The organism is Methanobacterium aggregans, from assembly GCF_017874455.1.
In the GTDB taxonomy this organism is placed as follows: Archaea; Methanobacteriota; Methanobacteria; order Methanobacteriales; family Methanobacteriaceae; genus Methanobacterium_C; species Methanobacterium_C aggregans.
Genome location: NZ_JAGGLN010000003.1, coordinates 88,030 through 112,430, shown reverse-complemented (window position 1 = coordinate 112,430; position 24,401 = coordinate 88,030). Strand labels below are relative to the sequence as shown.

Below are 24,401 nucleotides of genomic sequence, written 5' to 3'. Positions count from 1 at the left end.
AGTATCTGCTGGAGGGATGAAGGTGGATATGGAAGATATCAGGTACACACTATTTTCTGAGGCTCCACTCGTTGGAGAGGTTACCATAAAAAGTATAAGGCCATGTGTGGTGGCTGAAAACATGGTCCGGGTACTCATGCAATTTGATAAGGAAATTGGCCAGGTTATTCCCTCTCTTGTAACTAAATATCCTCCTGGAAAGGTTAACTACCTGGAAAAAAAGAACGTTCTCACACTATCCATACATCAGCGCCTTGTAACTCTTTATCCCTCTGGAAAGGTGAGTATGAACAAAACAGTTGACAAAGAAGAGGCCATTCATGTGATCAAAGATGTTGCAGGGGTTATAAACGAAACCTACCTTGAGATTCAGGGAAAAAACAGGACTAACCCCCAAAAAATCCGCAAAAAGCTCTCAAAACTGGGGCCCCTTGCAATCTACGACTGCCTTCCCAAGACCAACTGTCAGCTGTGTGGGGAGGTCACCTGTATGGCTTTCGCACTTAAACTACTCTCTGGAGATGTTGAACTCCCTTTATGCACGGAACTCTTCGAACCATGGAACACATCGAAGGTTCAATGCCTTGAGGAAGTTCTGGGCCTGGAGATGATGCAGAGCATGGGATGGAAACCTTAAAACTTATTTAAAAATGTTATTTGGATATCAGGTGGATTTATGCACGTTGGATTCATAGTAACCAGAACAACCGGAGAAGCAGGTTTTGAAACCTTTTTAAACCTTGCAAATATTTACGTTGCAAGGGATGAGATAACCCTCTACTTAATTGGAAATGGAGTTTACTGTGCAAGGAAGGGGCATAAATCTGGTCTTTCACCCAAGATAGTAGAAAATTCCAGGGTTAAGGCACTGCTGGATGACTTAACTGCACGTGGAATCAAAGAGGATCAGATCTTGGAAGGGGTTAAAATTATGCAAGGTTACCATGAAATGGTTCATGAGATAATGGAGGAACTGGATCAGGTTCTGAGTTTCTAAAATCCATAAAAGAGTGAGTTATTATGAAAAGAAAATCCAAGGGTTCCAGATCAAAGAAAATGGTTGGAGTTCGATGTCAGTGCCAGGAACGGGCCGTTAAAAGGAAGAAACTTCTAAGGAGGGTCCGATGCAAACGCTGCGGCAGGATGTTCACAACCAACAGAGAAGATGATGTATGTTTTGATTGCAGATAAAAAAAACTTTGGACGTCTTAAACATTTAAAACATCATTCAATTTTTATTTTTTAAAAAATATAAAAAAAATTAGTTTGATCTAATTTTGGGGGATGATCTAAGTTTTAAGCTCCAACCATCTTCATTATTCCCGGTACTGTTCCGTACACTACCAGCACCAAAACCACTGCTATAAGGATCCATGACATGTTGGACATTATCAAATGAACATGTTTTTCTGAGAGCTTGTAGCTTAAGATTTCTTCAAGTATCAATCCACCATCAAGGGGTTTCATTGGAAGCAGGTTGAAGGTTCCCACAAGCAGGTTCAGCAGAAATATCCAGTAGAAAAGTTCCTTCAGTGGGAAAACGATCCAGGGTACCAGATTTCCAAATGTATCCGAAACTCCACTGTTAACAACCAGATATTCTTGACTCCTTATTCCAATGTAGGCTTTGCTGGAATTACTTGGACTAACACCTGCTTTAACTGTGTAAACACCTTTATCTGTATTGAAGGTTAATGTGCTTCCTATTTTTGTGTGGTTGATGGCTTTGTAATACTCTGCCACGTTGCTGGTGGAATAACCGTTGATGCTTTGGATCACCATCCCCTCTGTCAGGGTACCAACTGAGGGACTTCCTGGAACAACACTAGTTATCTGCATTCCATCGCTGTGGAACGAGGGGGCAATGACGAAAGTGCTTAACGCCATGACTATGAGAAAAGCTACAATGGCAGTTCCTACGTTAAACATGGAACCTGCTGTGTATATCCTCAGCTTTGACATCCTACTGCTTTTTCCAACGTCTTCCTCGTTTGGCTCCACGAATGCTCCTGGGAGTACTGCAAGGAGTAAAACACCTATTGAATCTATTCGAACCCCTTCAACACGTGCAAGGATACCATGGCCGAACTCGTGAACCACCATAAGAACCGCCATAGCAATGATTCCATAACCCAGAGGTACGTAAATTGGAGAACCGGGAATATCCACTCCAGGAAGCACTATACCGACTGTTGGTGTCTGAAACATCAACTGAATGGACATTATGATTCCGTAGAGCATGAGTCCCATGAAAAAGACAGAAACGGGTATTCCAATGTTCATACTCCATCGCCAGAATCTGGGAGATTTCTGGGCAACAGAATCAATAAAACCCCTTAATCGTTTGGTTCGTCGCATGAGTAAGGGGCCGTGTATGTCGATCTTCAACTGTTTCCTGAACAAAAGGGCCAAGACCCATACAAGAACAAATCCAATAGCGTAATACCATAAAGCGTTCAAAACATCACCTTTTAGGATGAAAAATTTTTAAGTTTATTCTATTCATCCCTCATTAATTTTATAATCATAATTTTGTAAAATATCCAATTGAATCATTTTTAAAGCCTTAACGAATCATACATTATGACCCCGCAATTCTCACCCTTTTCAAGACCTTCAAGGTTTTCTTCTATCAAAACGTAGGAATCAGATTCAACCATTGACCTGATGATGCCAGAACCACTTATTTTAAGGGGACTTACAGTTTCTCCATCAGTTTTTGCCCGGATGTAATCTGTTCTTCCAAGGCTTGATGGTATCTTCCTTCCAGCCTTCATCCTAACAACTGGGAACTCCCTGTGTATTCCCTGGATCATCTCCAGCGCCTGCCTTACAAAAACATCGAACTGGACCATTGTGGCCACAGGATAACCTGAAAGCATAAAAACAGGTTTACCCTGAATTTTTGCAAATCCGAAGGGTTTTCCAGGCCGCACTGCAACTCCATGTATCAAAACGTCTCCCAGTTTATCTGCAACATCCACAACCACGTCTCCCTTACTTATTGCGGTTCCTCCAGTTGTTATCACAGCGTCATGGGTTTCAAGCATCTGCATCATGGTCTCCTCAACAAGCTCTTCATCGTCCACGCAGTGTGTGAGGGTTGGAAGGGCCAGCGTACTTTCAACAAGGGCCTTAACAGTGTAATGATTGGAATTTATAATTTCTGCACCCTTTAGCTCTGATCTTGGAGATACCAGCTCGCTCCCGGTGATTATAACTCCAATTTTGGGCTTTCTGAATACCTTAACAGAGTCGTATCCTGATGATGCAATTATTGCAAGGTCCTGGGGTCTTAAAATCTGTCCTACTTTTAAAACCTTGTCTCCTTTCTTTATGTCCTCTCCAGAGAGACTTACATTCTCTCCAGGGGGTAAGGACATTTCCACGTCAAGTTCATCTCCATCTTCAACAGTGTACTCCTCCATAACCACAGTGTTAGCTCCGCTGGGTATTGGGGCACCTGTTGCAATTTTAACGGCTTCACCGCTTTGCAGTGTAACATTTGACATCTGCCCTGCTCCAATCCTGTCCACTATCCTCAGGTGTGCAGGCTGGCTTTCTGAAAATCCAAAGGTGTCTTCAGCCTGTATTGCATAACCGTCCATTGCTGATCTGTCAAATGGAGGTGAAGATAGAAGGGATTTCACATCCTCTGCAAGCACTCTCCTGTAAGCCTCTTCAAGGGTTATTTCTTCAATATCAACGGGGTTTAAGGGGTTTATGATATTGAAGGCTTTTTTCACAGATATTAATTCAGATAGAAACATGATAACTCTCTTGATGTTTGTAAGCTGTAATTGTAATGATTTTTAAGTGTAACTGTAATGATTTTAGGTCTTTTAATTTCTTTTTTTACTGTTAATGTTCATTAGTTCTATTTCTTAAATGTAATATGTAGCATGGTTTAAATATTGTTGTTGGCGGATATTGGTCTATCTCACAAGAAGTTTTTTCCAAACAAAAAAAAGTGTAGAATGGGATCCTGGAGATCATTTCCTCATACAATTGAGATTTTAGAAATAAAAAAAGGGTTGGCCTGCTATGATTTTCTGTACATTTACATGAAACTAAACCCAACCAAATTCAAGAAAAACCTTGATCCCTATATTTTATGAAGGATAATTTTTATTTAATACAGAGATCTTCACTGGAAGATGTATGTGTCCAAGTGAGGTGCTATCAAAGGATCGGATCAGTCAGAGTTTCCCAACTCTGGTGTCATAACAATATTTAATCCATCTCTTTAGTTAAATTTAAGGATTCAAACTTTAATTAAAGCTTTTTAACAGCAAAAAAGGTGTTTTCATGGAAATTATTGCTATGATTTTAGTTGCAATTTCAGCCTTCGTGGCAACCAACATCGATGATTTATTTGTTTTGATGCTCTTTTTCGCAGCAGGAAAACATGAAAAAAACTCCATCGTTATTGGACAGTACCTGGGATTTTTATCTCTTGTATTGATAAGCAGCACAGCTTATTTCCTCCAGTTCATTGTTCCATCCTACTTCATCAGCCTTCTTGGAATTTTCCCAGTTTTAATAGGATTTAAAAAACTTCTGGATGTAAAGAATCATGAGAACATGGAAAGGGAGGGCCCTGCTTTGAAAAATGATTCTTCTTCAGGTTCATGGAGAAACGTTTTTCAAGTTGCAGTTGTGACCTTTACTAACGGTGGGGATAATTTGGGGGTTTACGCACCCCTCTTTGCAGGTATGGAAACAGGTCAGATCCTCATTGTAAGCATGCTTTTCATGGTTATGGTGGGAATATGGTGTATTTTAGCCAGTTTAATGGTTGGAAACAGATTTTTAGGAAATAAAATAGATAAATACGGTCATATAATATTGCCATTTGTTTTAATAGCTTTAGGTTTCATGATACTTGCAGGTGGAATTATGGAGTTTTTGTGAACCCTTCTTATCAATTTTCAGAATCCTCATTGTTGGATTTTACATGATGGCCAAGAAATATTAAACCAAGTTTTTAAGGGATTTCAACCAAGTATCAATTAAGTTCAGATCAGTGGATTATAAGATCACATTCAAGCAGATGATTCAAGATCCAAAAAATCAGATATTACAAGAATAAGTGGGAAGTAGGGGGTAAAATGGGCTCAGAAGATGTAATGATAAAAATAGATTCCCTTACAAAGTCATTCGGCAGAATAAAAGCGCTTAATGATTTAAATCTTGAGATAGGTAGGGGTGAGCTTCTTGGAATAATAGGGTCCAATGGGGCGGGTAAAACCACTGCAATCAGGATAATCTGTTGCGTACTCAAACCAGACTCTGGTGATGTTGTGGTTGACGGTCACAGCATCCACACAGATCCAATAAAGATAAAATCCATGATAGGATACCTGCCAGAGGAACCCAACCTCTATGAACGCTTCAAGGCAAGGGAGCTTTTAAGGTACTTTGCGGAACTTTACGGAGTTCCAAAGGGGGAAATAGAACCCCGGATAGAGGAGCTTCTGGAACTTGTGGGGATGAGTGACAGGGCTGATGACAAGATAAACACCTTCTCAAAGGGGCTTCGTCAGAGAGTGGGCATTGCAAGGGCTCTGATACATGATCCTCCAATTATAATCTTTGATGAACCTACCATGGGCCTGGATCCCGCCACTGCAAACACGATCAGGGGCTTTATAAGAAAGCTCAAGGGTGATAAAACCATAATCCTCTGCACCCATTACATGGATGAAGCAGAATCCCTATGCGACAGGGTTGCAATCGTTAACAAGGGTCAGATAATAGATATGGGAACTCCGGACTACCTTGAATCCAAGGTACATGGGGATATAATCCTCAAGGTCAAGGTCAACAATCCCAAATCAATCGATGAGAATAGTATCAGAAGTTTCAGCTCTGTTGATTCTCTCTCAATTCATGGAAACGAGTTTTCAGTATCACTCAACTCAAGAAAGGATATTTCACGAATAGTAGATGTTTTCGGTGAAGAACTGGTATCTGTAAATACCAAGGAACCCACACTGGAAGATGTATTCATAAACACTGTTAAATAGTCAGTAAATAATTAAAGGTGTCTCTGAATTGGAATATTTGAAATTGAAACAATATCAAATGCACCGAGCAACTTAAGATAGGTTAAAGACATGAATTTCACAACCATAGCCAAATGGGAGTTTAAGGGAATCCTTTCAAGCAGAAAATTCCTCATGATATTCCTCCTCCAGATTTCCGTCCTTCTCCTAATGATAGTTGTCTTCAACTCCTTCGTTGCGAACATGGAATCTGAAGAGGGAATTTCAATCACACCTTCACTTTCAGGATTCGCATCCCTTGATGTTCATGATGAATCTGGACTCTTCATAGATAGAATAAATCCTGAAATACTGGATATAATCAGATCTGATTATAATAACTCCATAAAAAGAGTAGAAAGGGGGAGAACAACTGGGTTTCTCATGGTTCCAGATGATGCTGCAGCAAGTATAAATATAATGGAGCCCGTAACCTTGAACCTCTACCTGGACTACAGTGATCCGAAAAGTGTTGTTGTACTGGATGAAGTTAATTCAACCTCCAGGATCATGTCCACAGCCATCACAGCATCATGGGTGAATTCCCTAAGCCCTCAAAACACATCAACACAGAACTTTAAACAGCAATCATCTGGTGAGTCCTTACCCCTGCAGATAATAAACAAGGTCATGATAGCCATCATACTATTCCTTCCAATCCTTCTTTTTGGAAACATCATAATGGACAGCGTGGTGGGTGAAAAAGAGCGTAAAACTGCTGAAATATTGATAGCAATGCCCATGTCACATGCAGATATCATAATTGGAAAGAGCATAGCATCCATTCTTTTAATAGCTCTACAGGTTGTGATATGGATAACAATTCTTTTGCTAGCCGGATTTGGGATAAAAAATCCTTTAATGGTATACGCTTTCATATTGATGGCTTCGGTACCTATAGTTGGTATAACAACAGCTCTATCTGTATATGCAAAGAATTACAAGGAAGCAGGCATTGGAATAAGTATCCTTTACATTGGGGTAGCGGGATTTCTTGCAGTACCTGCTCTGGCCTATCTATCAACCAGATCCACTCTTGCAAACATATCTCCAATGACCATAGTCATGAGACTCTTCTCGGGTGATGTCATACCCATAGGGGATTACGCTGTTACAGTTTTATTCGCATTTATATTCAGTGTTCTATCCTATGGGATTGCAGTGAAACTCTTCAGGAGGGACGATGTTGTATTTGGACCTCGTCCCGGAATTTTAAGGCTGCTATGGGATCTGATCAGCTTTAAAAAGGTTTGAACTGAAACTTCTTTGTAACTGCTTTTTTTTATTTATTTTTTGAAAACGCAATTATGTAATATATTTTTTACAAAATCAAAACTTTTAAATATGATGTAATATATTTCTTACATTATATGTAATATATTTCTTACATTATATGTAATATATTTTTTACATTTTATAGGTGTACAATTTGGGAGGTCTAACATTGGTTATTGCAAAACCAGAATGGTTTAAAAAAAGGAATAGAAAAGGATTTTGGAGCTATGAACTGCCGTGGCAGGGAACTCTTTACATGATATGCACTTTATCTCTGATTTTTGTGGGTATGCTGTTACCTCAAAATCTTTTAAACACTGTATTGATCACAGGGATGTTTTTATTCCTGTTTATGGATGGAATAATTGCAAATGTAAAATCGTTTGATGAAAGGGAACAGATGCAATACTCATTATCCATGAGAAACACAGCCTGGGGCATGATAATAGCTCTGGCTGTACTTTTGGTTGTATCATCCAGTTTCAACATTGATCAACTGAATTTATACAGATTGATCCTTTTGGCAGTATTTGCAGGAGGAATTATAGGTAGTATTACAAGGTATAAATTGCATAGAGATGGTTAAAATTAAAATAATTCGTTATTTATAGTTTTTATACTTTAGATAATGTAAATATTTAAATAATCTCATATTACCATTCCTAATTTAAAAAAAAGAATAATTCCTAAGAGAAATGAAAACCAAAATAAAAGAATACAGAAAAGAGCTTAAAATGACTCAGGAGGAGTTGGCAGACATGGTTGATGTGAGCAGGCAAACCATAGTGTCTCTGGAACGTGGTAAATATAACCCGTCCCTAATTCTGGCTTATAAAATAACCAAAGCACTTAAAAAAGAGCACATAGAGGATGTCTTTGATCTGGAAGCATAGCATGTTAGATCTTAAATGCGTAGTTAGATTTTTATAAACGTAAACATGATTAAATAATAAAAATTCTTTAACTTATATGATTATGAGGTAAGAAAATGGGACTCTACAAACTATCACTGAAAAACATTCGACGAAGAAAACTCAGAAGTGCCCTGACCATGCTTGGAATTGTCATAGGTGTTGCAACCCTGGTACTTCTCATAGGATTTGGCTCCGGAATGACATCTTACATGAAGGAGAAGACCAATGCAATGGGTGGAGACCTTTCCATAGTTAACAGCACTGGTGGGGCCTTCATGGGATCCACAGGTGATTCATATCTAAGTTCAGAGGCTGTTTCAAAGATAAAGAACATGTCTCAGCTTTACAACATCAAGGAAGAAACCCAGTTCACAACCACCATGAACAGAACGCCCTTGATGGTGGTGGGGCTCAACGACTGGACTCAGGTCAATGTCAGCGGAACCACAGGTGTTGTCATCAACAAGGAGCTCATGGATACATTTGGATACAAAATTGGAAGCAATATAACCATCAAAGACAAGAAATTCACTGTAACTGGAACAACCAGTGAAGGCGTTGGAATGGGGGTGGTTATCATGGACGTTGACAAGGCCCTTCCACTCAACAACAACAAGGTTTCAACCATAACAGCAAATGTTAAAGGCGATCCAGAAACAGTTAAGAGTGCTGTGGAAAGCCAGGTTGATGGCACAACTGCCCTTACAAAATCAGACTTCACAAAACAGATAGATGAGATGATGAGTGGACTTTTACTGTTCATAGGTGCAATAGCCAGCATAGGATTGATAGTTGGACTCATAAGTATAGTTAACATCATGCTGGTTAACGTAACAGAACGAACTAAGGAAATTGGAGTATTAAAAGCCATAGGATTCACAAACAGGGAAGTACTGGGCAGTATACTCACAGAGGCGGGACTCTTAGGATTTATAGGTGCGGTCATAGGTGTTGTTGTTGCTGCAGCCCTTCTTGAACTTGCAATAATACTCTTCTCCCAGCAGATAGGTATGGAGGGTATCACACTGTCCTATATGCTTCCATTATGGCTTGTTGGAGTTGTGATAGTTGGTGCCACTGTATTGAGTATCTTAGCAGGTCTTTATCCTGCATGGCGCGCTTCAAGGCTGAACGTTGTTGATGCACTGAGGAATGAATGAGGTGATGAAAATGGATTCTAAAAGTACAGACTCTGAAAAATCTTCAAAAAACACCTTTGAAAATATAATAGAATTCAGGGACGTTTGGAAGACTTACAAGATGGGTGATGAGGAAATAAATGCCCTTGCAGGATTAAACCTTTCCCTAAAAACTGGTTCCTTCACAGCCATAATGGGGCCATCCGGTTCCGGTAAATCAACACTCCTGCACGTTGCAGGAATACTCGACATGCCCACAAGGGGGACATTCCTCCTCAAGGGAAAGGAAACAGGCAAACTCTCTCAAAAAGAACAGGCAATGTTTCGAAGAAGAGAGATAGGTTTTGTTTTTCAACGTTTCAACCTTCTACCCCAGTTAACGGCCCTGGAGAATGTGATGCTGCCAATGCTTAAACAGGATCCTTCAAAAGCCCAGAGCATCATGGATAAAGTTGGGCTTGAGGGAAAATACTCCAAACTTCCATCACAGCTTTCTGGTGGTGAACAGCAGAGGGTGGCAATTGCAAGGGCTCTTATAAATGATCCGTCCATAATACTTGCAGATGAACCCACAGGAGAACTGGACACCAAAAATGCACGAATCATAATGCAGACAATCCAAGATCTGAATAAAAAGGAAGGAGTAAGCGTTGTAATCGTAACCCACAACATGGAATCTGCAGAATTTGCAGATGAAATCATCCAGATGAGGGATGGAAATATGGTTGGATAAAATCATTTATTATCCTTCCATCAAATCTCTCCTTTTTTTTCTTTTGATTTGTTCAATCAGAATCTTTAATCAGAACTAACTTCAATAGAAGAACTGATTTCAATAAAAAGATTTCAATAATATTTATCTTATTGAAGTTCTCAATTATTGAAGTTCTCAAAATTACCCAGAATTTCCAGTGGAGGAAACGATCTTCAAATTCCACAGTTTCATAAGGTTCATAAACCATTTAAACAAAAAACTAAACATCTAACGGAAGTGCATTCAGAAGATTGAATAAAAATATTTCAATTCAAAAAAAATCCAATAAAAACCCGGAATTTCAGGTGTAACATGAAAATAATGGCCCTTGCAAAAAAAGAATCCCAGGATATACTTAAAAACAAGATATACCTCATGGTAATTGTTGTTCAGGTTTTCATAATCTTGGGTGCATTCGGTCTGGCATTCATGAGTTCCGTTGTATCGGATCCAGCACTTCTTGATGATTACGGTCCTAGCAAAGCTCTTAAGGTTGGAATTTCAGAGGATCTAAGGAATTCAACACTTGCAGAAGACCTTGAATCTCAGAATGTGAATCTTTACTACTACAAGGATCTGGATCAGGCCAAAGAACTTCTTGGAACCAGATTAGTGGCTGTTATTGAAGTTTCGCCCCAACCAGAACAGAACGTGACTGTTGATTTCAACACAGCCAATGTTTTCTATCCAGTTATTTCAACCAAGGTATCAAATGCCATCGTTAAATTTAAAACAGATAAGAGACTGGAATCTGCAGGACTCAACTCTTCACAGATCCAGAAGGTTGAGAACATGGTTAACTTAAACGTTGTACCTGTTAACGAGAAGGAAAGTTCTGGACTGGCACTCAACAGCCCCTACTTCGTTGAGATCATGTACGGATTCCTGGTACCCTTCATTCTTTTACTGCCCCTCTTCCTTGCAAGCAATATAGTAACAGACAGCATAGTGGGGGAACGTGAAAGAAAAACCTTTGAGGTTCTGTTAATGGCACCAATATCAAATACAATGGTAATTTTCGGGAAAACCTTACCAATCCTTTCTTTTGCACTGCTTCAAAGTATGGCCTGGATATTCCTACTTGACCTACTCCGGGTTCCAATATACAACACTCTAACCCTCTTTTTCATCCTGTTATTCATTGGATTAGGGTTTATAAGCATTGGAATAATTATATCCATGTTCGTTGACAGTACAAAGGAAGCAAACTCTGCAATAACAATTGTACTCGTATTTGCAACCTTCATCCTTTTCATGCCTCTCTTTATAAAGGCCCCCTACTTCGAAGTCATACTGAACTTCATACCAACGGTTTTAATGGTTAAACTCGCATCTACACCAGTATTAAACTTCAAAACACTATTATATGCAGCCCCAACAGTCATCATTGCAGTAGTTTTGTTTTTGTTAACTGTAAGGTACTTCAGGCATGAAAGGGCAATTAGGCTTTGATTGAAGTAGTTTTTGATTTTTAATTAAAATTTTCAAGTAAAAAATTACTATCTCCAATAAAACTAATTAAAACAATGAAAAAGAGTTAGAACCTGTTTTTTTTAGGATATATGAATGTGCACATGATCAGAGTATGTAAATGATTAAACTTATTGCAAGGGCGGATACGATGGGAATGGGAATGTTATCATCCACTGGACTGTAAGCCTCTGTAACTGCTCCGAAGAATGCTCCTGAAATTGCAGGTAATAGGGGTAGTTGTGTAATTGCCAGTGAAGAGCCAATAATAAAGAAGGATATGCTGCCTTCGAACGTCTTTTTTTCCTGAAATGGTAATTTATGTCTTCCGAAGCGCTTCCCTATGATGGTTGAGGCGGAGTCACCAAAAAGCAGGATGAGTATTGCAGCGTTAACAATGCCCATGTCAAATTTAAAAAGGTATATGGTAACTATTATTCCAATAAAAAAGTAGACAAATCCCCTTTCATCATCTTTTCTTTTACAATTGCTTAGCATGGTTGAAAAAAGGGGTATGTGGTGGGATTTGTCAAGCTGAAATAGGGTTTCTGCCAGCACCACAAGGGCAATACAGAGGAGTATTAAAACCTCGGGACTGACCAAGAATCCAAGTAAGACTATGAAAACACCGGATGCATGCACTAGCTGTCTCCAGAGTTCTTTTTTCATAACATCATGCCATGAATTTTTCAATAACTCCACTGTAATATTCTTCAAGTTTTGAAACCGCGATTTCAACCTTTTCATCTAGGATGAGCATGGATCCACCAACCTTTCCCACAGCTGCAGCTTCAACATTCATGGATTTTATTTTATTAACTACTTCATCTGCAGTATCTGCTTTAACTGTGACTATGTAACGACCGTGGGACTCAGAGAACAGCATTTCAGTGATGTCCATGTCTGCTTCAACTGGAACTTTGGATATGTCAATGAATGCTCCTGTTCCACTTGAAATTGCCATTTCAGAGAGTGCAATTCCCAGCCCTCCTGCAGAACAGTCGTGCACAGCAGTTACGTTGCCTTCATCATCATTTCTTATCAAATCAAGTACCGCCATTGCAGAACTGTACTCCTGGTCAATGTGGACTTTCGGTGCTTTACCTGCCACTACCCCGTGCACAGATCTGTAATACTCGGATCCACCAAGTTCTGGCTGGGTTTTGCCGATAACAATGATTTCATCCCCTTCAGTTTTGAACTCCGAAGTTCTTATGTCCTTCAGATCCATGGATCCTGCAACACCAACAACTGGTGATGGATTAACGGTTACTCCCTCTGTTTCATTGTAGAAACTCACATTTCCACTTATTACGGGTGTTTTAAACTTGTTCGCAATGTCCGACATTCCCTTGACGCATTCCCTGAACTGCCAGAATACTTCCGGTTTTTCAGGGTTTCCGAAGTTCAAACAGTCCGCTATACAGATGGGTTCAGCTCCCATTGACACAACGTTTCTTATGGCCTCTGCAACTGAACCTGCACCTCCATGATACGGGTCAAGTTTGGTGTGAATGCTGTTGCAGTCTGAAGTGATTGCAAATGCCTTTTCATCATCAACCTTCATTACTGCAGCGTCGTCTCCAGGTTTAACAACGGTTCTTACCTGAACCTCGTGATCGTACTGCCTGTAAACCCATTTTTTACTTGCAATGTTCTCGGATGACAGAAGTTTTAAGAGGGCATCTTCAAATGGAACATCAGGAACTTCAACAACTTCAGGGGCAGATGATGGTGCAAGTGCTTCCCTTTCAACAGATGGTGGGTCTGCAAGAAGTTCACATGGAAGTTTTGAGATAACCTTTCCATCCTGAGTCATAACGAACTGTCCATCATCGGTAACAGTACCTATGGCAGCTGCAGGAAGCTCATATTTATCAAATATGGCCATGAGCGCATCCACATCTTCAGAACGTACAACAAACACCATTCTCTCCTGTGATTCTGATAGCATTATTTCGTAGGGTGTCATTCCCTCTTCACGCAGTGGTATTTTCGTGAGTTCAACAACTGCACCGTTTTCAGCTTTTGCAGCCATTTCTGAGATGCAGCAGGTTAAACCTCCACCTCCAAGGTCCTTGAGTCCCTGAACATCGATCTTTTCAAGGGCTTCAAATGTTGCCTCCATAACCTGCTTCTTGGTGAATGGATCTCCAACCTGAACTGCAGGCCTGTCCTCAATCTCAGATTTGGTTGTGAGTTCCTCTGATGCAAAGGTCACACCGTGGATTCCGTCACGACCTGTACGTCCACCCATAAGAACGAAGACATCTCCAATGTTTGGTGCTACTCCAAGAACTATCTCCTCTTTACGTACCAGTCCCACGCAAACAACGTTTACAAGGGGGTTGGATTTGAAGTTATCATCGAACTCCACTTCTCCACCAACAGTTGGGATTCCAACCCTGTTACCGTAATCTGATATTCCCTTAACAACATGTTCAAAGAGGTAACGAGATTTCTGGTCTTCAAGGTATCCAAATCTGAGTGAATCAAGCAGGGCTACTGGTTTAGCACCCATTGATATGATATCCCTTATTATTCCGCCGATACCTGTTCCTGCACCTCCGTAAGGTTCGATTGCAGATGGGTGGTTATGGCTTTCCATTCCAATGACCAGTGCCAGTTCATCTGTAAGTTCAACTATTCCTGCATCATCTCCCGGACCCAGGATAACTTTTTCCCCCTCATTTGGGAACAATCTCAGTATTGGACGACTGCTCTTGTAGGAGCAGTGTTCTGAGAACATTATGTCCAGCATCCCGTATTCAAGGGAGTTGGGTTCTCTTCCAAGTTCTTTTTTAACGTATTCCAATTCAGCATCTGTTAAAGCCATTTTATCACCTATAGCACAACATGGTTAAGATTTTTTAATGGTTACTGTAACTTCATAATCCTCTATTTTCCATTCCTTCCTGTATCCTTCATTTTCAGATCCGAATACAAATTTATCTGCCCTTATCTCATTGGAGATGAAGTCAAGGAAGTTCTCTAGGAGTGCCTGGAAATCAGGACCACATTCAACGTAAACCTCTATGTTGGCTTCAACATCAAGATCCTGGTCCTTTCTCATGTCCTGAACCCTTCTTATGAGTTCACGTGACATGGCTTCAGACAGTATTTCCTCTGTAAGTTCCGTATCAATGAAGATACTTCCACCATCAAATTCAGCACTTTCAATGTTCTCTGGAAGCTCAGTTTCAAACACTATGTCCTCTGAAGAGAGTTCAATTGATTTGTCCTCAAGTTCCACGGTGTAAACTCCCTCTGATTCAAGTTTCTGGATTATGACTGGACCATCAGCTTCAGCAAGTTTTTCTCTGACCTTAGGCACGTCTCCACGCAGCCTGGGCCCCAGTGTTTTCATGTTGGGCTGTGCATGAACTGTCATGTTCTCAAATTCAGATAAAAAAACGATGTTTTTGGTATTTGCCTGCTCCATTATAACTTCTCTGAGGGAATGGGCTGCATCAACAACTTTATTATCCTCTGAAACAATTATGACTTCACGTACAGGCCATCTGAGTTTGTAGCGTGCAACATCCCTTGCATGGGCGCATGCTTCTATTATTTCCCTCACAACATCCATGTTACCTTCTAATTCAAGATCTATGAGTTCTTCATTGAACTCCCAGTCCAGCATATGAACGCTGAGGAAGGACTCATTATCAACTCCACGAACAAGGTTCTGATAAATATCTTCAGTTATATGTGGGGCTATAGGTGCCATGGTCATTATTAGAAGTTTCATGACATTGTAGAGGGTGTAATAAGCCCCTAATTTGTCAGGATCATCTTTCTCTATCCATGTACGGCCCCTTATAAGCCTAACGTACCATCTGCTCAGATCTTCAAGTATGAAGTTGTTGATGGCCCGTGTTGCCTTGTGGAAGTGCAGTTTCTCAATAGACTCTGAAACAGTTTTTGCAAGTGAGTTGGCCCTTGACGTTATCCAGAGGTCTTCATCACGCAGTTTAACATCTTCCTCTGTGTAGAGTGTTGGGTTGAAGTTGTCTATGGACATGTAGGTTGTTGTGAAAACGTAAACATTCCATAGAATGTTGAACATCTTATTAACATTTTTAACCTCATCCCAGTTGAATTTAAGGTCTTCCCATGGTTTGTTACCCCAGAGGAGGTAGAATCTTAGGACATCTGCCCCGTACTTTTCAACCACTTCATCTGGCTCCACAACGTTTCCAAGGGATTTACTCATCTTCTTACCCTCTTCATCAAGGGTGAATCCATGCATGAGAACTTTACGGTAAGGAACACTGTCAAGGGATATCACACCACAGCCAAGCTGGGAGTAGAACCATCCACGGGTCTGATCATGACCTTCAGTTATGAAATCGTAGGGGTACCATTCCTCAAACTGATCCTTTTCCTGTGGATAGTAAAGGGAAGCCCATCCTGCAACTCCAGAGTCAATCCAAACATCCAGAACATCAGGGGTTCGTTTCATGTCACCGCCACAGCTGCACCTTATGGTAATGTCATCCACATGGGGCCTGTGTATGAAGTCACCCTTGAGTTCTCCGTCAACTGCACGTTCCTTGAGTTCCTCCAAAGAACCCACAACTGTTATTTCACCACATTCCTGACACACCCATATTGGTATTGGTATTCCCCAGTACCTCTGTCTTGAAATTGTCCAGTCGCGTGCATTCTCAACCCAGTTACGGAAACGGCTTTCACCTGCCCACGAAGGAACCCACTCAACCTTGTCAAGTTCACTGAGCATTTTGTCCTTGATTTCAGTTATCTTCAGGAACCACTGTTTGGTTGCAAGGTATATGATTGGACTTTTACACCTCCAGCAGAAACCGTAACGGTGGTCTATTATTCCCTCACGGAAGAGGAAACCATGTTCCTTAAGGTCAACTATGATATTTTTATCTGCGGATTTCACAAACTGGCCAAAGTACTTACCAGCTTCTTCCATGAACAATCCTGCCTCATCCACAGGACAGAATATTGGTAAACCATACTTTTTACCTATTTCAAAGTCGTCTGGACCATGTCCAGGTGCTGTGTGAACACATCCAGTTCCCTCTGTAAGGGTGACATGGTCACCTGGAAGTATGATGTGTTCGAAGTCTTTTTGAACAGGTATCTCAGCTTTTAATGGATGATCGTAGGGGGTGTTTTCAAGGTCGGATCCCTTAACAACCTTCATGATCTCGTGTTCTTCTTCCTGGAAAACAGATTCTACAAGGGCCTCTGCCATTATGTAAACTTCATCTCCCTTCTTAACGTATGCGTAGTCGAAGTCTGGGTGCACACACACAGCCATGTTAGCAGGTAGGGTCCAGGGTGTGGTTGTCCATACCAGAACGTAAACTGTGTACTCATCACTTTCCTGCTGGCTCAGTGGGAACTTCACGTAGATGGAAGGGTCTTCCTTGTTGTCGTAGTCTATCTCTGCCATTGCAAGGGCTGTTTCACAGTGGGGACACCATGTTATCACTCGTTTGTCCCTTACAAGCAGATCCTTCTCATGGGCCCGTTTCAGGGTCCACCAGCAGGACTCCATGTATCGATTATCGTATGTAACATAGGGTTTGTCCCAGTCCATCCATATGCCAAGGAGCTTGAACTGGTCAGTCATGAGGCCTTTGTTTTCTACTGCAAATTCCTTACATTTATTCACAAAGTTTTCAATTCCAATGCGTTCTTCTATTTCCTTCTTGCTTTTTAAGCCAAGGATCCCTTCGACCTTGTGCTCGATTGGAAGTCCATGGGTGTCCCATCCTGCCTGCCTCCTTATGCTGAAACCAGACATACTCTTATATCTGAGATAGGAATCTTTTATTATCTTGTTCCATGCAGTTCCAAGATGTATACGTCCACTACAGTATGGTGGGCCATCTAAGAATGAATATTTGGGCTTTTCTTCCCGCATTTTATTGGTTTTTCTGTAAACATCTCCCTGGTTCCAGAACTTCTGAACCTTTTCCTCGATGTTCTTTGATTTGTATGACCGTTGAGCCTCCTCTATTGGCATTTCCATTCTCCTGTGATTTTTATGATTTTTCAGTTATTATGAATTCACATCTAAGGTTTGTTGTTGGGTATATAAAATAGTTTAAGAAGATGAAGCTCTACCCAACTATGATTGTGATGATTAATTTGCGTAGTGAACTTGCCAGCGTAAAAAAAATTTTTAAAAATAAAAGTACAAAATAGGCTGAATTACAAATAAAATTTAATTATAGATATTTATTAGATAATTTTAAATTCAATCCTAAATTTAATTCTAAAATAAACCTTAAATATAACTTAAATGGGGTTAAAATCAATTTAATCCTCAAATAACCTTATAATGAAAATTAATAGGTATCTAGGGTACCTAAAAATTATTCATAAAATCCTTCAAACTTGTTTTGAACTTTAGAAGGTTCGCAGTTCTCCTTTAACCATCATCTCAGTGATCTTACCGACATCCTGGAGCCAAGAGTCCATAACCCCTTCAACCTCTTTGTTAACAGATTCCATCTTGTAACCATTTTCGAGGATTATCTGGGCACTTGCAGCTTTAGGATAGTCGATTGGTTTACCTATCTGACTTAAAAGCATGATATGAACCTGTTTAACTCCTTCAACTTCCTTGACAATGTCTTCTGCCATTTTGTTTGATAGAAGGTTGTATATTTTACCAACATGGTTCAATGGGTTTTTACCAGAAGTTGCTTCCATTGACATTGGCCTGTTAGGTGTTATAAGGCCGTTTGCCCTGTTTCCTCTTCCAACGGAGCCGTCATCTCCCATCTCTGCAGAGGTTCCTGTGACTGTAAGGTAGTATCCTTCCTCTGAGTTGCAGGAATGATTGTCACCGGTGTTTATGAAGGTCTGAACCTCTCTTGCAGTGTTTTTAGTTGCAAGATCTGTTATTATATCGTTGAGTTCTTCTTTAACGCTGATGTAAGTATCCCTGCCGTCAACGTATTTGGATACCATTGCACATGCAATTGTGAGGGTTATTTTATCCTTTTCCCTGAGGCCCATGACTTTTATGTCTTCTCCAACATGAGGGTACTTCTTCTTGAAGCCTTTGGAGTTTAAAAGTTCTTCTGTCTGCATAACGATGTTTTCAGTTTCAGAGAATGGTGCGTAACCCACACCGAAGGATGTGTCATTTGAAGCAGGCATTCCATCCCTCTTAAATACATCAACCAGGTCTCCTGAACCGTGGCCGATTTTGCACTCCACAACTGTGGATGTTTCAACATCCAGGTTTATGATGTTTTCTTTCAGGTACTCCTTGGCTGCAGTTATTGCAATTCTGTCAATACCTATTTTCTGCCCCTCATACTCCGGAACTCCTCTTCCTGTTAGGAGAATTTCTATTGGCTTGATTATTTCGCCGCCACCGAATTTAGGGTCGGATTCTCCGGCTGTGATCTGCACTTCATCGGTGTTGTGGTGCAATATACCTCCAAATTTGTCCATGTATTCATTGCACAGGGCTCTGCTGACAGACTCTGCGATTCCGTCGCTTATACTATCTGGATGTCCTATTCCTTTTCTTTCTACTATTTCTACGTCTTGTTCTTCTATTGGTTTCTGGATGAGCTCTTTAACTATGATATTCCTCATAAAACTCGCCTCCAACACTTTTTAAATGATCAAGTTAAAAGTATTTTCTATGAAATATGTCCTTATAGTAAATAAAAGTAGGGGAACTAGGGTGGGTTACGCAGATGTTGCTGCGAGTTTTATGTCACGGTTCATGGGGCTCATGTTCAGAAAAGAACTCCAGAGAGGTTTGATACTGAAACTTCCAAAGACCAGAAGCAGAAGGGGGGCAGCGATTCACATGTTCTTCATGAGGATGCCTCTGGACATAGTATTTGCAGATTCCAACATGAAGGTTGTTGACACAGTTTCCATAGGACCCTGGAAGACTTACACGCCTAAATCAGCTGCACAGTACGTTATAGAACTTGAAAAAGGAACCATAGATGCATCAAAGACCCAAATCGGCGACGAACTTGATTTTATGTGTGAAAATGTTTGATTGAGGATTTGGAATGATATGTGTGGAATTCAACAAAAATATCGTAACCATTCAAAAATAATTTAAAATCCTTTGAAAAGCCCATGGAGGTAGTACAATGGATGTGAAAATAGTTGATTATGGAGTATCCATCCCATCAGAAAAATATTACGTGACGTACAGGGTAACTGGAATAGATTCTGAAACCAGAAAAAAGCTTGAAGAACGTGTTGGGGAAGAATTAACATCAGAAAATAATGATTTAATTATAAAAACATTCTTTGACGAAAAATATTATCCCCTTGGAAGCCAGGAAGCCCAGTACAAGCTTGAAGACTTCATAGCACGTGAAGAAATTGAAATGACAGCTTACTTATCCGGTATCCTTGAGGAGGATTGAGCAGTAACTATCAGTAATCACTCCATAAGTCCTTCCAAAAAAATACTACAAAAAAACATTCATAAAGAGATGCAGATATACAGACATAACTTAAATAGAATTAATTGGAATCTTGTCTGGGGTGATCAGTTTACTCTGATAGGAACGAAAACATCCAAAGTTTCAATTAACTCATTATAAATCCTTTAAAATAGGATACACATGAAAATAAGGCAAATTGCTAAATAAAGTGTATATAAATTATTTATAAATTTAGATCAACATTTAGATTCATTTTATGAGACATATCCCATGAAAGATCCAATGAAAGATATACATCCAAAAAATCCAAAGGCTCTGGTCCTGAGACAGAAGATGCAGCTTGCAATGTCTGGATTCAGGGATAAACTGGGTGTTCATGACTTTGACCCCAATGACTTTGAAGTGGTACCTGTAAGGGTGACCATACCTGAATTAGACCCTGTTTTCAACGATTACCGCATAGTTCACATAAGCGATATTCACATGGGGCAGTGGATATCCTCCAAACGTATAAAAGGTGTTGTGAACCTTGTAAATCAACAAAAACCTGATCTCATTGCAATAACTGGAGATTCTGTGTCCTATCTGGCTGACGAACCTGTTCTGGACATGTTGAGATCCCTTGAAGGTTTGAAACCAAGGGATGCAACTGTTTCTGTACTGGGAAATCATGACCACTGGATGGGGGCGGAGAAGATACGTAAAATAATGGGTGAGAATGGGATAATAGATCTGGAAAATGATGTTTACACTCTAAAACGTGGAGATGCATATCTGCACATTGCAGGTGTTGACAGTGTCACATTGGACCATCAAGACCTGGAACAGGTTCTCCAAAAGATGCCAGAAAAGGGCCCTGCAGTACTACTTGCCCATGAACCAGACTTTGCAGACACAACTGCTGCCACAGGAAGGTTCAGCCTACAGCTTTCAGGACACTCCCATGGGGGTCAGGTGGTTATACCAGGATTTGGAACTCCGTTCAAAGGTTCCAACTTTAAGAAGTATCCACTTGGAATGTACCATGTGGGGGACATGGTCCAGTACACCAACAGGGGCCTTGGAACAAATGTTTTCTGGTTCAGGATCAACTGTCCACCTGAGATAACAGTATTGAAACTTCATAGTTAGTTGTTGATTTAAGTTCAATGGGAACTGAAATTTCAAGGCTAAATCAAGATCAGATCAATGATCTGAATTAAGCATTTAATTAATTGGTATTATCAATTAAATTAGTAAATATTCACAATTGAATTATCTGAATTTGATTAAAAGACACTAAATAATAATCCTAAACCTTTAGCAGATTTTTAAAGTCGTATTTCAATTATTGGGGATTGAAATGGATAAACGTAGAAGCACGTATGTGATGTGGACTGGACGTACCATAGCCCTTTGGATCAGTGAAATTGTTGGTTTCATGGCCATGGCGGCAGTGCTACCTGGATTTCGAGTTGATGGATGGGAATCTGCAGTGATGTCTGTAACTTTCATAGGACTTTTAAACGCAGTTTTATGGCCATTTTTATCTTATTACACATTAAGATTCCTTGTTTTCACATTTGGTGTCGGTGCGCTCATTTTAAACGGTTTCATGATCTGGGTTGCAAGTCAATTCGTTCCAGGACTCAGCATATCTGGAGGGGCTCTAATTCTAGTCCCCCTTGGGATTGCAGCCATAAACACCCTTGTTTCAGCGCTTATGACCATTGATGATGAGGCATCCTATTACAGGGCAGTTCTTGGCCGTGATCTCAAACGCAGGGCTAAAAATATCGATAAGAACAAACCCGGCTTCATACTCCTTGAGATAGATGGACTTGCAGCTTCAACCCTTAAAAAGGCAATAAAGAGGGGGGACATGCCAACACTCAAGAAATGGATTGAAGAGGGAACCCACAGGATAAAGGAATGGGAAACTGATCTCTCCAGTCAGACAGGAGCTTCACAGGCAGGGATCCTTCACGGCAACAACAAAGACCTTCCTGCCTTCAGGTGGGTTGAAAAGGAGAACAAAAACAAGTTAAGGGTTTCAACAGGACTTTTTGATGCTCCTCTAATTGAAAAAAGGGTTTCAAATGGGAATGGTCTTCTCTCAACCAATGGTGCCAGCAGATCCAACCTGTTCTCTGGGGATGCTTGTAACACCATATTCACCTACAGCAAGATCAGCAACCTTGGACAGTTCTACACCAGGGCATGGTATTTCTTTTATTCAAATCCCTACAACTTCGCACGCACACTAGTCCTCAGTCTATGGGACATGGTGATGGAACTGGGCTCACGCATCCGACAAAGGATAAAACATATAAAACCACGTCTTAATCGTAGTTTTATCTATTTTCCCATACGTGCCACTGCAAACGTATTTTTAAGGGAGGTGACTACCTACACCCTCCTTGGGGACATGATGACTGGGAAGGTGGATGCAGCCTATGCTACCTACGTTGGATACGACGAAATAGCTCACCATTCTGGTGTTGAGGATTACGATGCCTTTTATGCTCTTAAAAAAATTGATAAACAATTTCAACGCCTTGAAAATGCTAAAAAAACATCTCCACGTCCCTATCATATGGTGGTGCTTTCTGATCACGGTCAAAGCAATGGGGCCACATTCAAGCAACGCTACGGAATGACACTTGAGGATCTGGTCAGAGAACTGCTTCCAGAGGATATAAAAATTCACAGTGACCTCTACACAAATGTTGACCACTTCAGCCAGGCAGTTAAATACCCAATAACCGAGGGTAAGGACTTCATAAATCAGAAGACAGCAAATACAGTTGAGAGTGGTAGAAAACTTGGAAGAAGTGTCATGGCGTCTTTCACTGAAAACCAGTTCGTGAAAAGAACCTTTAAATCACTTGACATGCCCCATAAGAAGTTTTACAGGGGCCATGAAGATACTTACGTGTCTCCAGAGGAGGCCCAGACAGTTGTTCTGGCCTCTGGAAACCTTGGACTCATATACTTCAATGAATGGAGTGAAAGAATGAGCTATGAAGAGCTCAACAGGGCCTTTCCAAATCTCATACCCGGTTTGATACAACACCAAGGTATAGGATTCATAATGGTGCATTCAGAAGAACATGGAACCGTTGTAATAGGATCAAAAGGTACATACTACCTTGAAGATGACTCCTTCGAGGGTGAAAACCCAATTGCCAGCTTCGGTAAGAATGCAGCTCAACATCTCAAGCGAACAGACAGCTTCAAATACGTACCAGACATACTTGTAAACAGTTTTTACAACCCAGAAACCATGGAAGTTGCAGCCTTTGAGGAGTTAATAGGTAGCCACGGGGGGATGGGAGGTAATCAGTCACACCCCTTTATCATGCACCCTTCAGAGTGGAAAATCGATGGAGAAGATATAGTGGGTGCTGAAAATGTTTACAAAACATTAAAAGCCCATATTCAGGAAACCTGGAATAAGTGTGGAACTGGAAAAGTTGAGGGGAATGGAAATGAAGATTGATTTGGCATGATTCTCATCTGGTCAAAAATTCAATTCACCAATATCTTCGGGTCGTGCATTCCAGATCATTCATCTTATGAATTTGTGATGCATGAAAAAATTAAAATACAAACAACTATGGACTTAATATCATGTACAATAAAACACTCCTTTTATACTTCTTTGCAGTGATACTGTTGATAATAGGATTTTACAGCCTTTTTTATATTAAAGATATTTTTTCAGGAGTTTTATGGTCTGTTTTTGGAATCATATTCCTTATAATAGGTTACGGAAAACTGCAACGATGATTTTAGAACAACTCAACTTTAGTTTCAATCCTTTTTCATCCGTTTTTTAATCTCTGCAATTGCCATGCCTGAAACCTTCCGGACTAACGGGTTTTTGTCTTCAAGGGTTTTATTCAGACTTCCAAGGGCGGTTTCATCACCCATCATGTAGAGGCCCAGGGTTCCCGCGTATCTCACACTCGCCTTTTTATCACTCAAAATTTTTATAAGCGGTTTTATGGCACGATCATCATCAAACAGGGCAAGTGAAAGGGCAGCAGCCTCACGAACATGCCAATCCTCATCATCAAGGGCCTTGATCAGCGGTTCCACAGCCCTATGATCCCCCACCTCCACAAGAAGTTCTGCTGCATCTTCCCTTACAGCCCAATCATCATTTTCAAGTTCTTCCAAAAGAAAACCTATCCTTTTATGTTCTTCAGGCACACCAACACCTCCACTTAAAAATGGAATAAACCAACAATTTTCTGTTAGTTCCTTTATATGTTGCTGCAACTTCTTAATAATTTTCATTCAGATTTTCATCCTAAAGGAATTGAACGTGAAACAGAACCTTCTATGTGAAAAATAGTTTTTCTAAAAAATGGTTCTCTTTTTAAAGAATTCTAAAA

At 40.4% G+C, this 24,401-nt stretch carries 23 protein-coding genes; 16 read left to right on the top strand and 7 right to left on the bottom strand.

The window, feature by feature from the left end; translation table 11 throughout:
- Positions 1 to 16: 16 nt before the first annotated feature.
- Genes J2756_RS05640 through J2756_RS05630 form a run of 3 tightly spaced genes read left to right on the top strand, consistent with a single transcriptional unit; the run spans position 17 to position 1,191 of the window.
- On the top strand, positions 17 to 637 hold the full coding sequence (locus tag J2756_RS05640; protein ID WP_245315954.1) for a (Fe-S)-binding protein: 621 nt from the start codon (positions 17 to 19) through the stop codon (positions 635 to 637).
- Between the two features lie 39 nt (positions 638 to 676).
- Positions 677 to 997 (top strand): DsrH/TusB family sulfur metabolism protein, encoded by a 321-nt coding sequence (locus J2756_RS05635; RefSeq protein ID WP_209583469.1) that lies wholly within the window; start codon positions 677 to 679, stop codon positions 995 to 997.
- Between the two features lie 23 nt (positions 998 to 1,020).
- Entirely contained in the window at positions 1,021 to 1,191 is a 171-nt protein-coding gene (locus J2756_RS05630) for a hypothetical protein (protein ID WP_209583468.1), read from the top strand.
- Between the two features lie 105 nt (positions 1,192 to 1,296).
- On the opposite strand, the gene J2756_RS05625 is transcribed toward J2756_RS05630, so the two are convergent.
- Complete coding sequence (locus J2756_RS05625) at positions 1,297 to 2,460, bottom strand: site-2 protease family protein (protein WP_209583467.1); 1,164 nt, start codon at positions 2,458 to 2,460, stop codon at positions 1,297 to 1,299.
- Positions 2,461 to 2,558: 98 nt separating this feature from the next.
- Entirely contained in the window at positions 2,559 to 3,770 is a 1,212-nt protein-coding gene (locus J2756_RS05620; protein WP_209583465.1) for a molybdopterin molybdotransferase MoeA, read from the bottom strand.
- A gap of 538 nt (positions 3,771 to 4,308) precedes the next feature.
- On the opposite strand from J2756_RS05620, the gene J2756_RS05615 reads away from it, so the two are divergent.
- From J2756_RS05615 to J2756_RS05580, 8 genes are all read left to right on the top strand, one after another.
- The gene (locus tag J2756_RS05615; RefSeq protein WP_209583464.1) at positions 4,309 to 4,914 is read left to right on the top strand and encodes a cadmium resistance transporter; all 606 of its coding nucleotides are present in this window, start codon (positions 4,309 to 4,311) and stop codon (positions 4,912 to 4,914) included.
- A gap of 197 nt (positions 4,915 to 5,111) precedes the next feature.
- The gene (locus J2756_RS05610; RefSeq protein WP_209583461.1) at positions 5,112 to 6,029 is read left to right on the top strand and encodes an ABC transporter ATP-binding protein; all 918 of its coding nucleotides are present in this window, start codon (positions 5,112 to 5,114) and stop codon (positions 6,027 to 6,029) included.
- A 90-nt stretch (positions 6,030 to 6,119) separates the two neighbouring features.
- Positions 6,120 to 7,301 (top strand): ABC transporter permease, encoded by a 1,182-nt coding sequence (locus J2756_RS05605; RefSeq protein ID WP_209583460.1) that lies wholly within the window; start codon positions 6,120 to 6,122, stop codon positions 7,299 to 7,301.
- 190 nt (positions 7,302 to 7,491) lie between these two features.
- Positions 7,492 to 7,908, top strand: coding sequence for a hypothetical protein (locus tag J2756_RS05600; RefSeq protein WP_209583457.1), 417 nt, complete (start codon positions 7,492 to 7,494; stop codon positions 7,906 to 7,908).
- A 109-nt stretch (positions 7,909 to 8,017) separates the two neighbouring features.
- A complete protein-coding gene (locus J2756_RS05595; RefSeq protein WP_209583455.1) occupies positions 8,018 to 8,215 on the top strand; it encodes a helix-turn-helix transcriptional regulator in 198 nt (65 codons plus the stop codon).
- A gap of 95 nt (positions 8,216 to 8,310) precedes the next feature.
- Positions 8,311 to 9,396 carry an ABC transporter permease gene (locus J2756_RS05590; protein WP_209583453.1) on the top strand — a complete coding sequence of 362 codons (1,086 nt, stop codon included), beginning with the start codon at positions 8,311 to 8,313 and terminating at the stop codon, positions 9,394 to 9,396.
- Positions 9,397 to 9,406: 10 nt separating this feature from the next.
- A complete protein-coding gene (locus tag J2756_RS05585) occupies positions 9,407 to 10,108 on the top strand; it encodes an ABC transporter ATP-binding protein (protein ID WP_209583451.1) in 702 nt (233 codons plus the stop codon).
- Positions 10,109 to 10,441: 333 nt separating this feature from the next.
- Entirely contained in the window at positions 10,442 to 11,581 is a 1,140-nt protein-coding gene (locus tag J2756_RS05580) for an ABC transporter permease (RefSeq protein WP_209583450.1), read from the top strand.
- Between the two features lie 126 nt (positions 11,582 to 11,707).
- Here the strand turns inward: J2756_RS05580 and J2756_RS05575 are convergent, their stop codons facing one another.
- The 4 genes from J2756_RS05575 to J2756_RS05560 form a co-directional block, all read right to left on the bottom strand.
- A complete protein-coding gene (locus J2756_RS05575) occupies positions 11,708 to 12,292 on the bottom strand; it encodes a diacylglycerol/polyprenol kinase family protein (protein WP_245315953.1) in 585 nt (194 codons plus the stop codon).
- On the bottom strand, positions 12,273 to 14,435 hold the full coding sequence (gene purL, locus J2756_RS05570; protein ID WP_209583447.1) for a phosphoribosylformylglycinamidine synthase subunit PurL: 2,163 nt from the start codon (positions 14,433 to 14,435) through the stop codon (positions 12,273 to 12,275). The genes J2756_RS05575 and purL overlap by 20 nt, the downstream gene beginning before the upstream one ends.
- A 24-nt stretch (positions 14,436 to 14,459) precedes the next feature.
- Positions 14,460 to 17,606, bottom strand: coding sequence for an isoleucine--tRNA ligase (ileS, locus tag J2756_RS05565; RefSeq protein ID WP_209583445.1), 3,147 nt, complete (start codon positions 17,604 to 17,606; stop codon positions 14,460 to 14,462).
- Positions 17,607 to 17,992: 386 nt separating this feature from the next.
- A complete protein-coding gene (locus tag J2756_RS05560; protein WP_209583443.1) occupies positions 17,993 to 19,198 on the bottom strand; it encodes a methionine adenosyltransferase in 1,206 nt (401 codons plus the stop codon).
- A gap of 91 nt (positions 19,199 to 19,289) precedes the next feature.
- Between J2756_RS05560 and J2756_RS05555 the strand changes: the two genes are divergently transcribed.
- The 5 genes from J2756_RS05555 (at position 19,290) to J2756_RS05535 (ending at position 23,790) form a co-directional block, all read left to right on the top strand.
- A complete protein-coding gene (locus tag J2756_RS05555) occupies positions 19,290 to 19,619 on the top strand; it encodes a DUF192 domain-containing protein (RefSeq protein ID WP_342593110.1) in 330 nt (109 codons plus the stop codon).
- Positions 19,620 to 19,716: 97 nt separating this feature from the next.
- Positions 19,717 to 19,998, top strand: a complete 282-nt coding sequence (locus J2756_RS05550) for a DUF5750 family protein (protein ID WP_209583441.1) — start codon at positions 19,717 to 19,719, stop codon at positions 19,996 to 19,998.
- Between the two features lie 291 nt (positions 19,999 to 20,289).
- Entirely contained in the window at positions 20,290 to 21,150 is an 861-nt protein-coding gene (locus J2756_RS05545; protein ID WP_245315952.1) for a metallophosphoesterase, read from the top strand.
- Between the two features lie 211 nt (positions 21,151 to 21,361).
- Positions 21,362 to 23,500 (top strand): phage holin family protein, encoded by a 2,139-nt coding sequence (locus tag J2756_RS05540; RefSeq protein WP_209583440.1) that lies wholly within the window; start codon positions 21,362 to 21,364, stop codon positions 23,498 to 23,500.
- A gap of 131 nt (positions 23,501 to 23,631) precedes the next feature.
- Entirely contained in the window at positions 23,632 to 23,790 is a 159-nt protein-coding gene (locus J2756_RS05535) for a hypothetical protein (protein WP_209583439.1), read from the top strand.
- A 24-nt stretch (positions 23,791 to 23,814) separates the two neighbouring features.
- On the opposite strand, the gene J2756_RS05530 is transcribed toward J2756_RS05535, so the two are convergent.
- Positions 23,815 to 24,303 (bottom strand): HEAT repeat domain-containing protein, encoded by a 489-nt coding sequence (locus J2756_RS05530; RefSeq protein WP_209583438.1) that lies wholly within the window; start codon positions 24,301 to 24,303, stop codon positions 23,815 to 23,817.
- Positions 24,304 to 24,401 lie beyond the last annotated feature (98 nt).

Bases quoted from the DNA above. Each gene is read 5' to 3' on its own strand.
- J2756_RS05640 (WP_245315954.1), top strand. From the start codon at position 17: ATGAAGGTGGATATGGAAGATATCAGGTACACACTATTTTCTGAGGCT.
- J2756_RS05635 (WP_209583469.1), top strand. From the start codon at position 677: ATGCACGTTGGATTCATAGTAACCAGAACAACCGGAGAAGCAGGTTTT.
- J2756_RS05630 (WP_209583468.1), top strand. From the start codon at position 1,021: ATGAAAAGAAAATCCAAGGGTTCCAGATCAAAGAAAATGGTTGGAGTT.
- J2756_RS05620 (WP_209583465.1), bottom strand. From the start codon at position 3,770: ATGTTTCTATCTGAATTAATATCTGTGAAAAAAGCCTTCAATATCATA.
- J2756_RS05615 (WP_209583464.1), top strand. From the start codon at position 4,309: ATGGAAATTATTGCTATGATTTTAGTTGCAATTTCAGCCTTCGTGGCA.
- J2756_RS05610 (WP_209583461.1), top strand. From the start codon at position 5,112: ATGGGCTCAGAAGATGTAATGATAAAAATAGATTCCCTTACAAAGTCA.
- J2756_RS05605 (WP_209583460.1), top strand. From the start codon at position 6,120: ATGAATTTCACAACCATAGCCAAATGGGAGTTTAAGGGAATCCTTTCA.
- J2756_RS05595 (WP_209583455.1), top strand. From the start codon at position 8,018: ATGAAAACCAAAATAAAAGAATACAGAAAAGAGCTTAAAATGACTCAG.
- J2756_RS05590 (WP_209583453.1), top strand. From the start codon at position 8,311: ATGGGACTCTACAAACTATCACTGAAAAACATTCGACGAAGAAAACTC.
- J2756_RS05585 (WP_209583451.1), top strand. From the start codon at position 9,407: ATGGATTCTAAAAGTACAGACTCTGAAAAATCTTCAAAAAACACCTTT.
- J2756_RS05580 (WP_209583450.1), top strand. From the start codon at position 10,442: ATGAAAATAATGGCCCTTGCAAAAAAAGAATCCCAGGATATACTTAAA.
- purL (WP_209583447.1), bottom strand. From the start codon at position 14,435: ATGGCTTTAACAGATGCTGAATTGGAATACGTTAAAAAAGAACTTGGA.
- ileS (WP_209583445.1), bottom strand. From the start codon at position 17,606: ATGCCAATAGAGGAGGCTCAACGGTCATACAAATCAAAGAACATCGAG.
- J2756_RS05560 (WP_209583443.1), bottom strand. From the start codon at position 19,198: ATGAGGAATATCATAGTTAAAGAGCTCATCCAGAAACCAATAGAAGAA.
- J2756_RS05550 (WP_209583441.1), top strand. From the start codon at position 19,717: ATGGATGTGAAAATAGTTGATTATGGAGTATCCATCCCATCAGAAAAA.
- J2756_RS05545 (WP_245315952.1), top strand. From the start codon at position 20,290: ATGAAAGATCCAATGAAAGATATACATCCAAAAAATCCAAAGGCTCTG.
- J2756_RS05540 (WP_209583440.1), top strand. From the start codon at position 21,362: ATGGATAAACGTAGAAGCACGTATGTGATGTGGACTGGACGTACCATA.
- J2756_RS05535 (WP_209583439.1), top strand. From the start codon at position 23,632: ATGTACAATAAAACACTCCTTTTATACTTCTTTGCAGTGATACTGTTG.
- J2756_RS05530 (WP_209583438.1), bottom strand. From the start codon at position 24,303: ATGAAAATTATTAAGAAGTTGCAGCAACATATAAAGGAACTAACAGAA.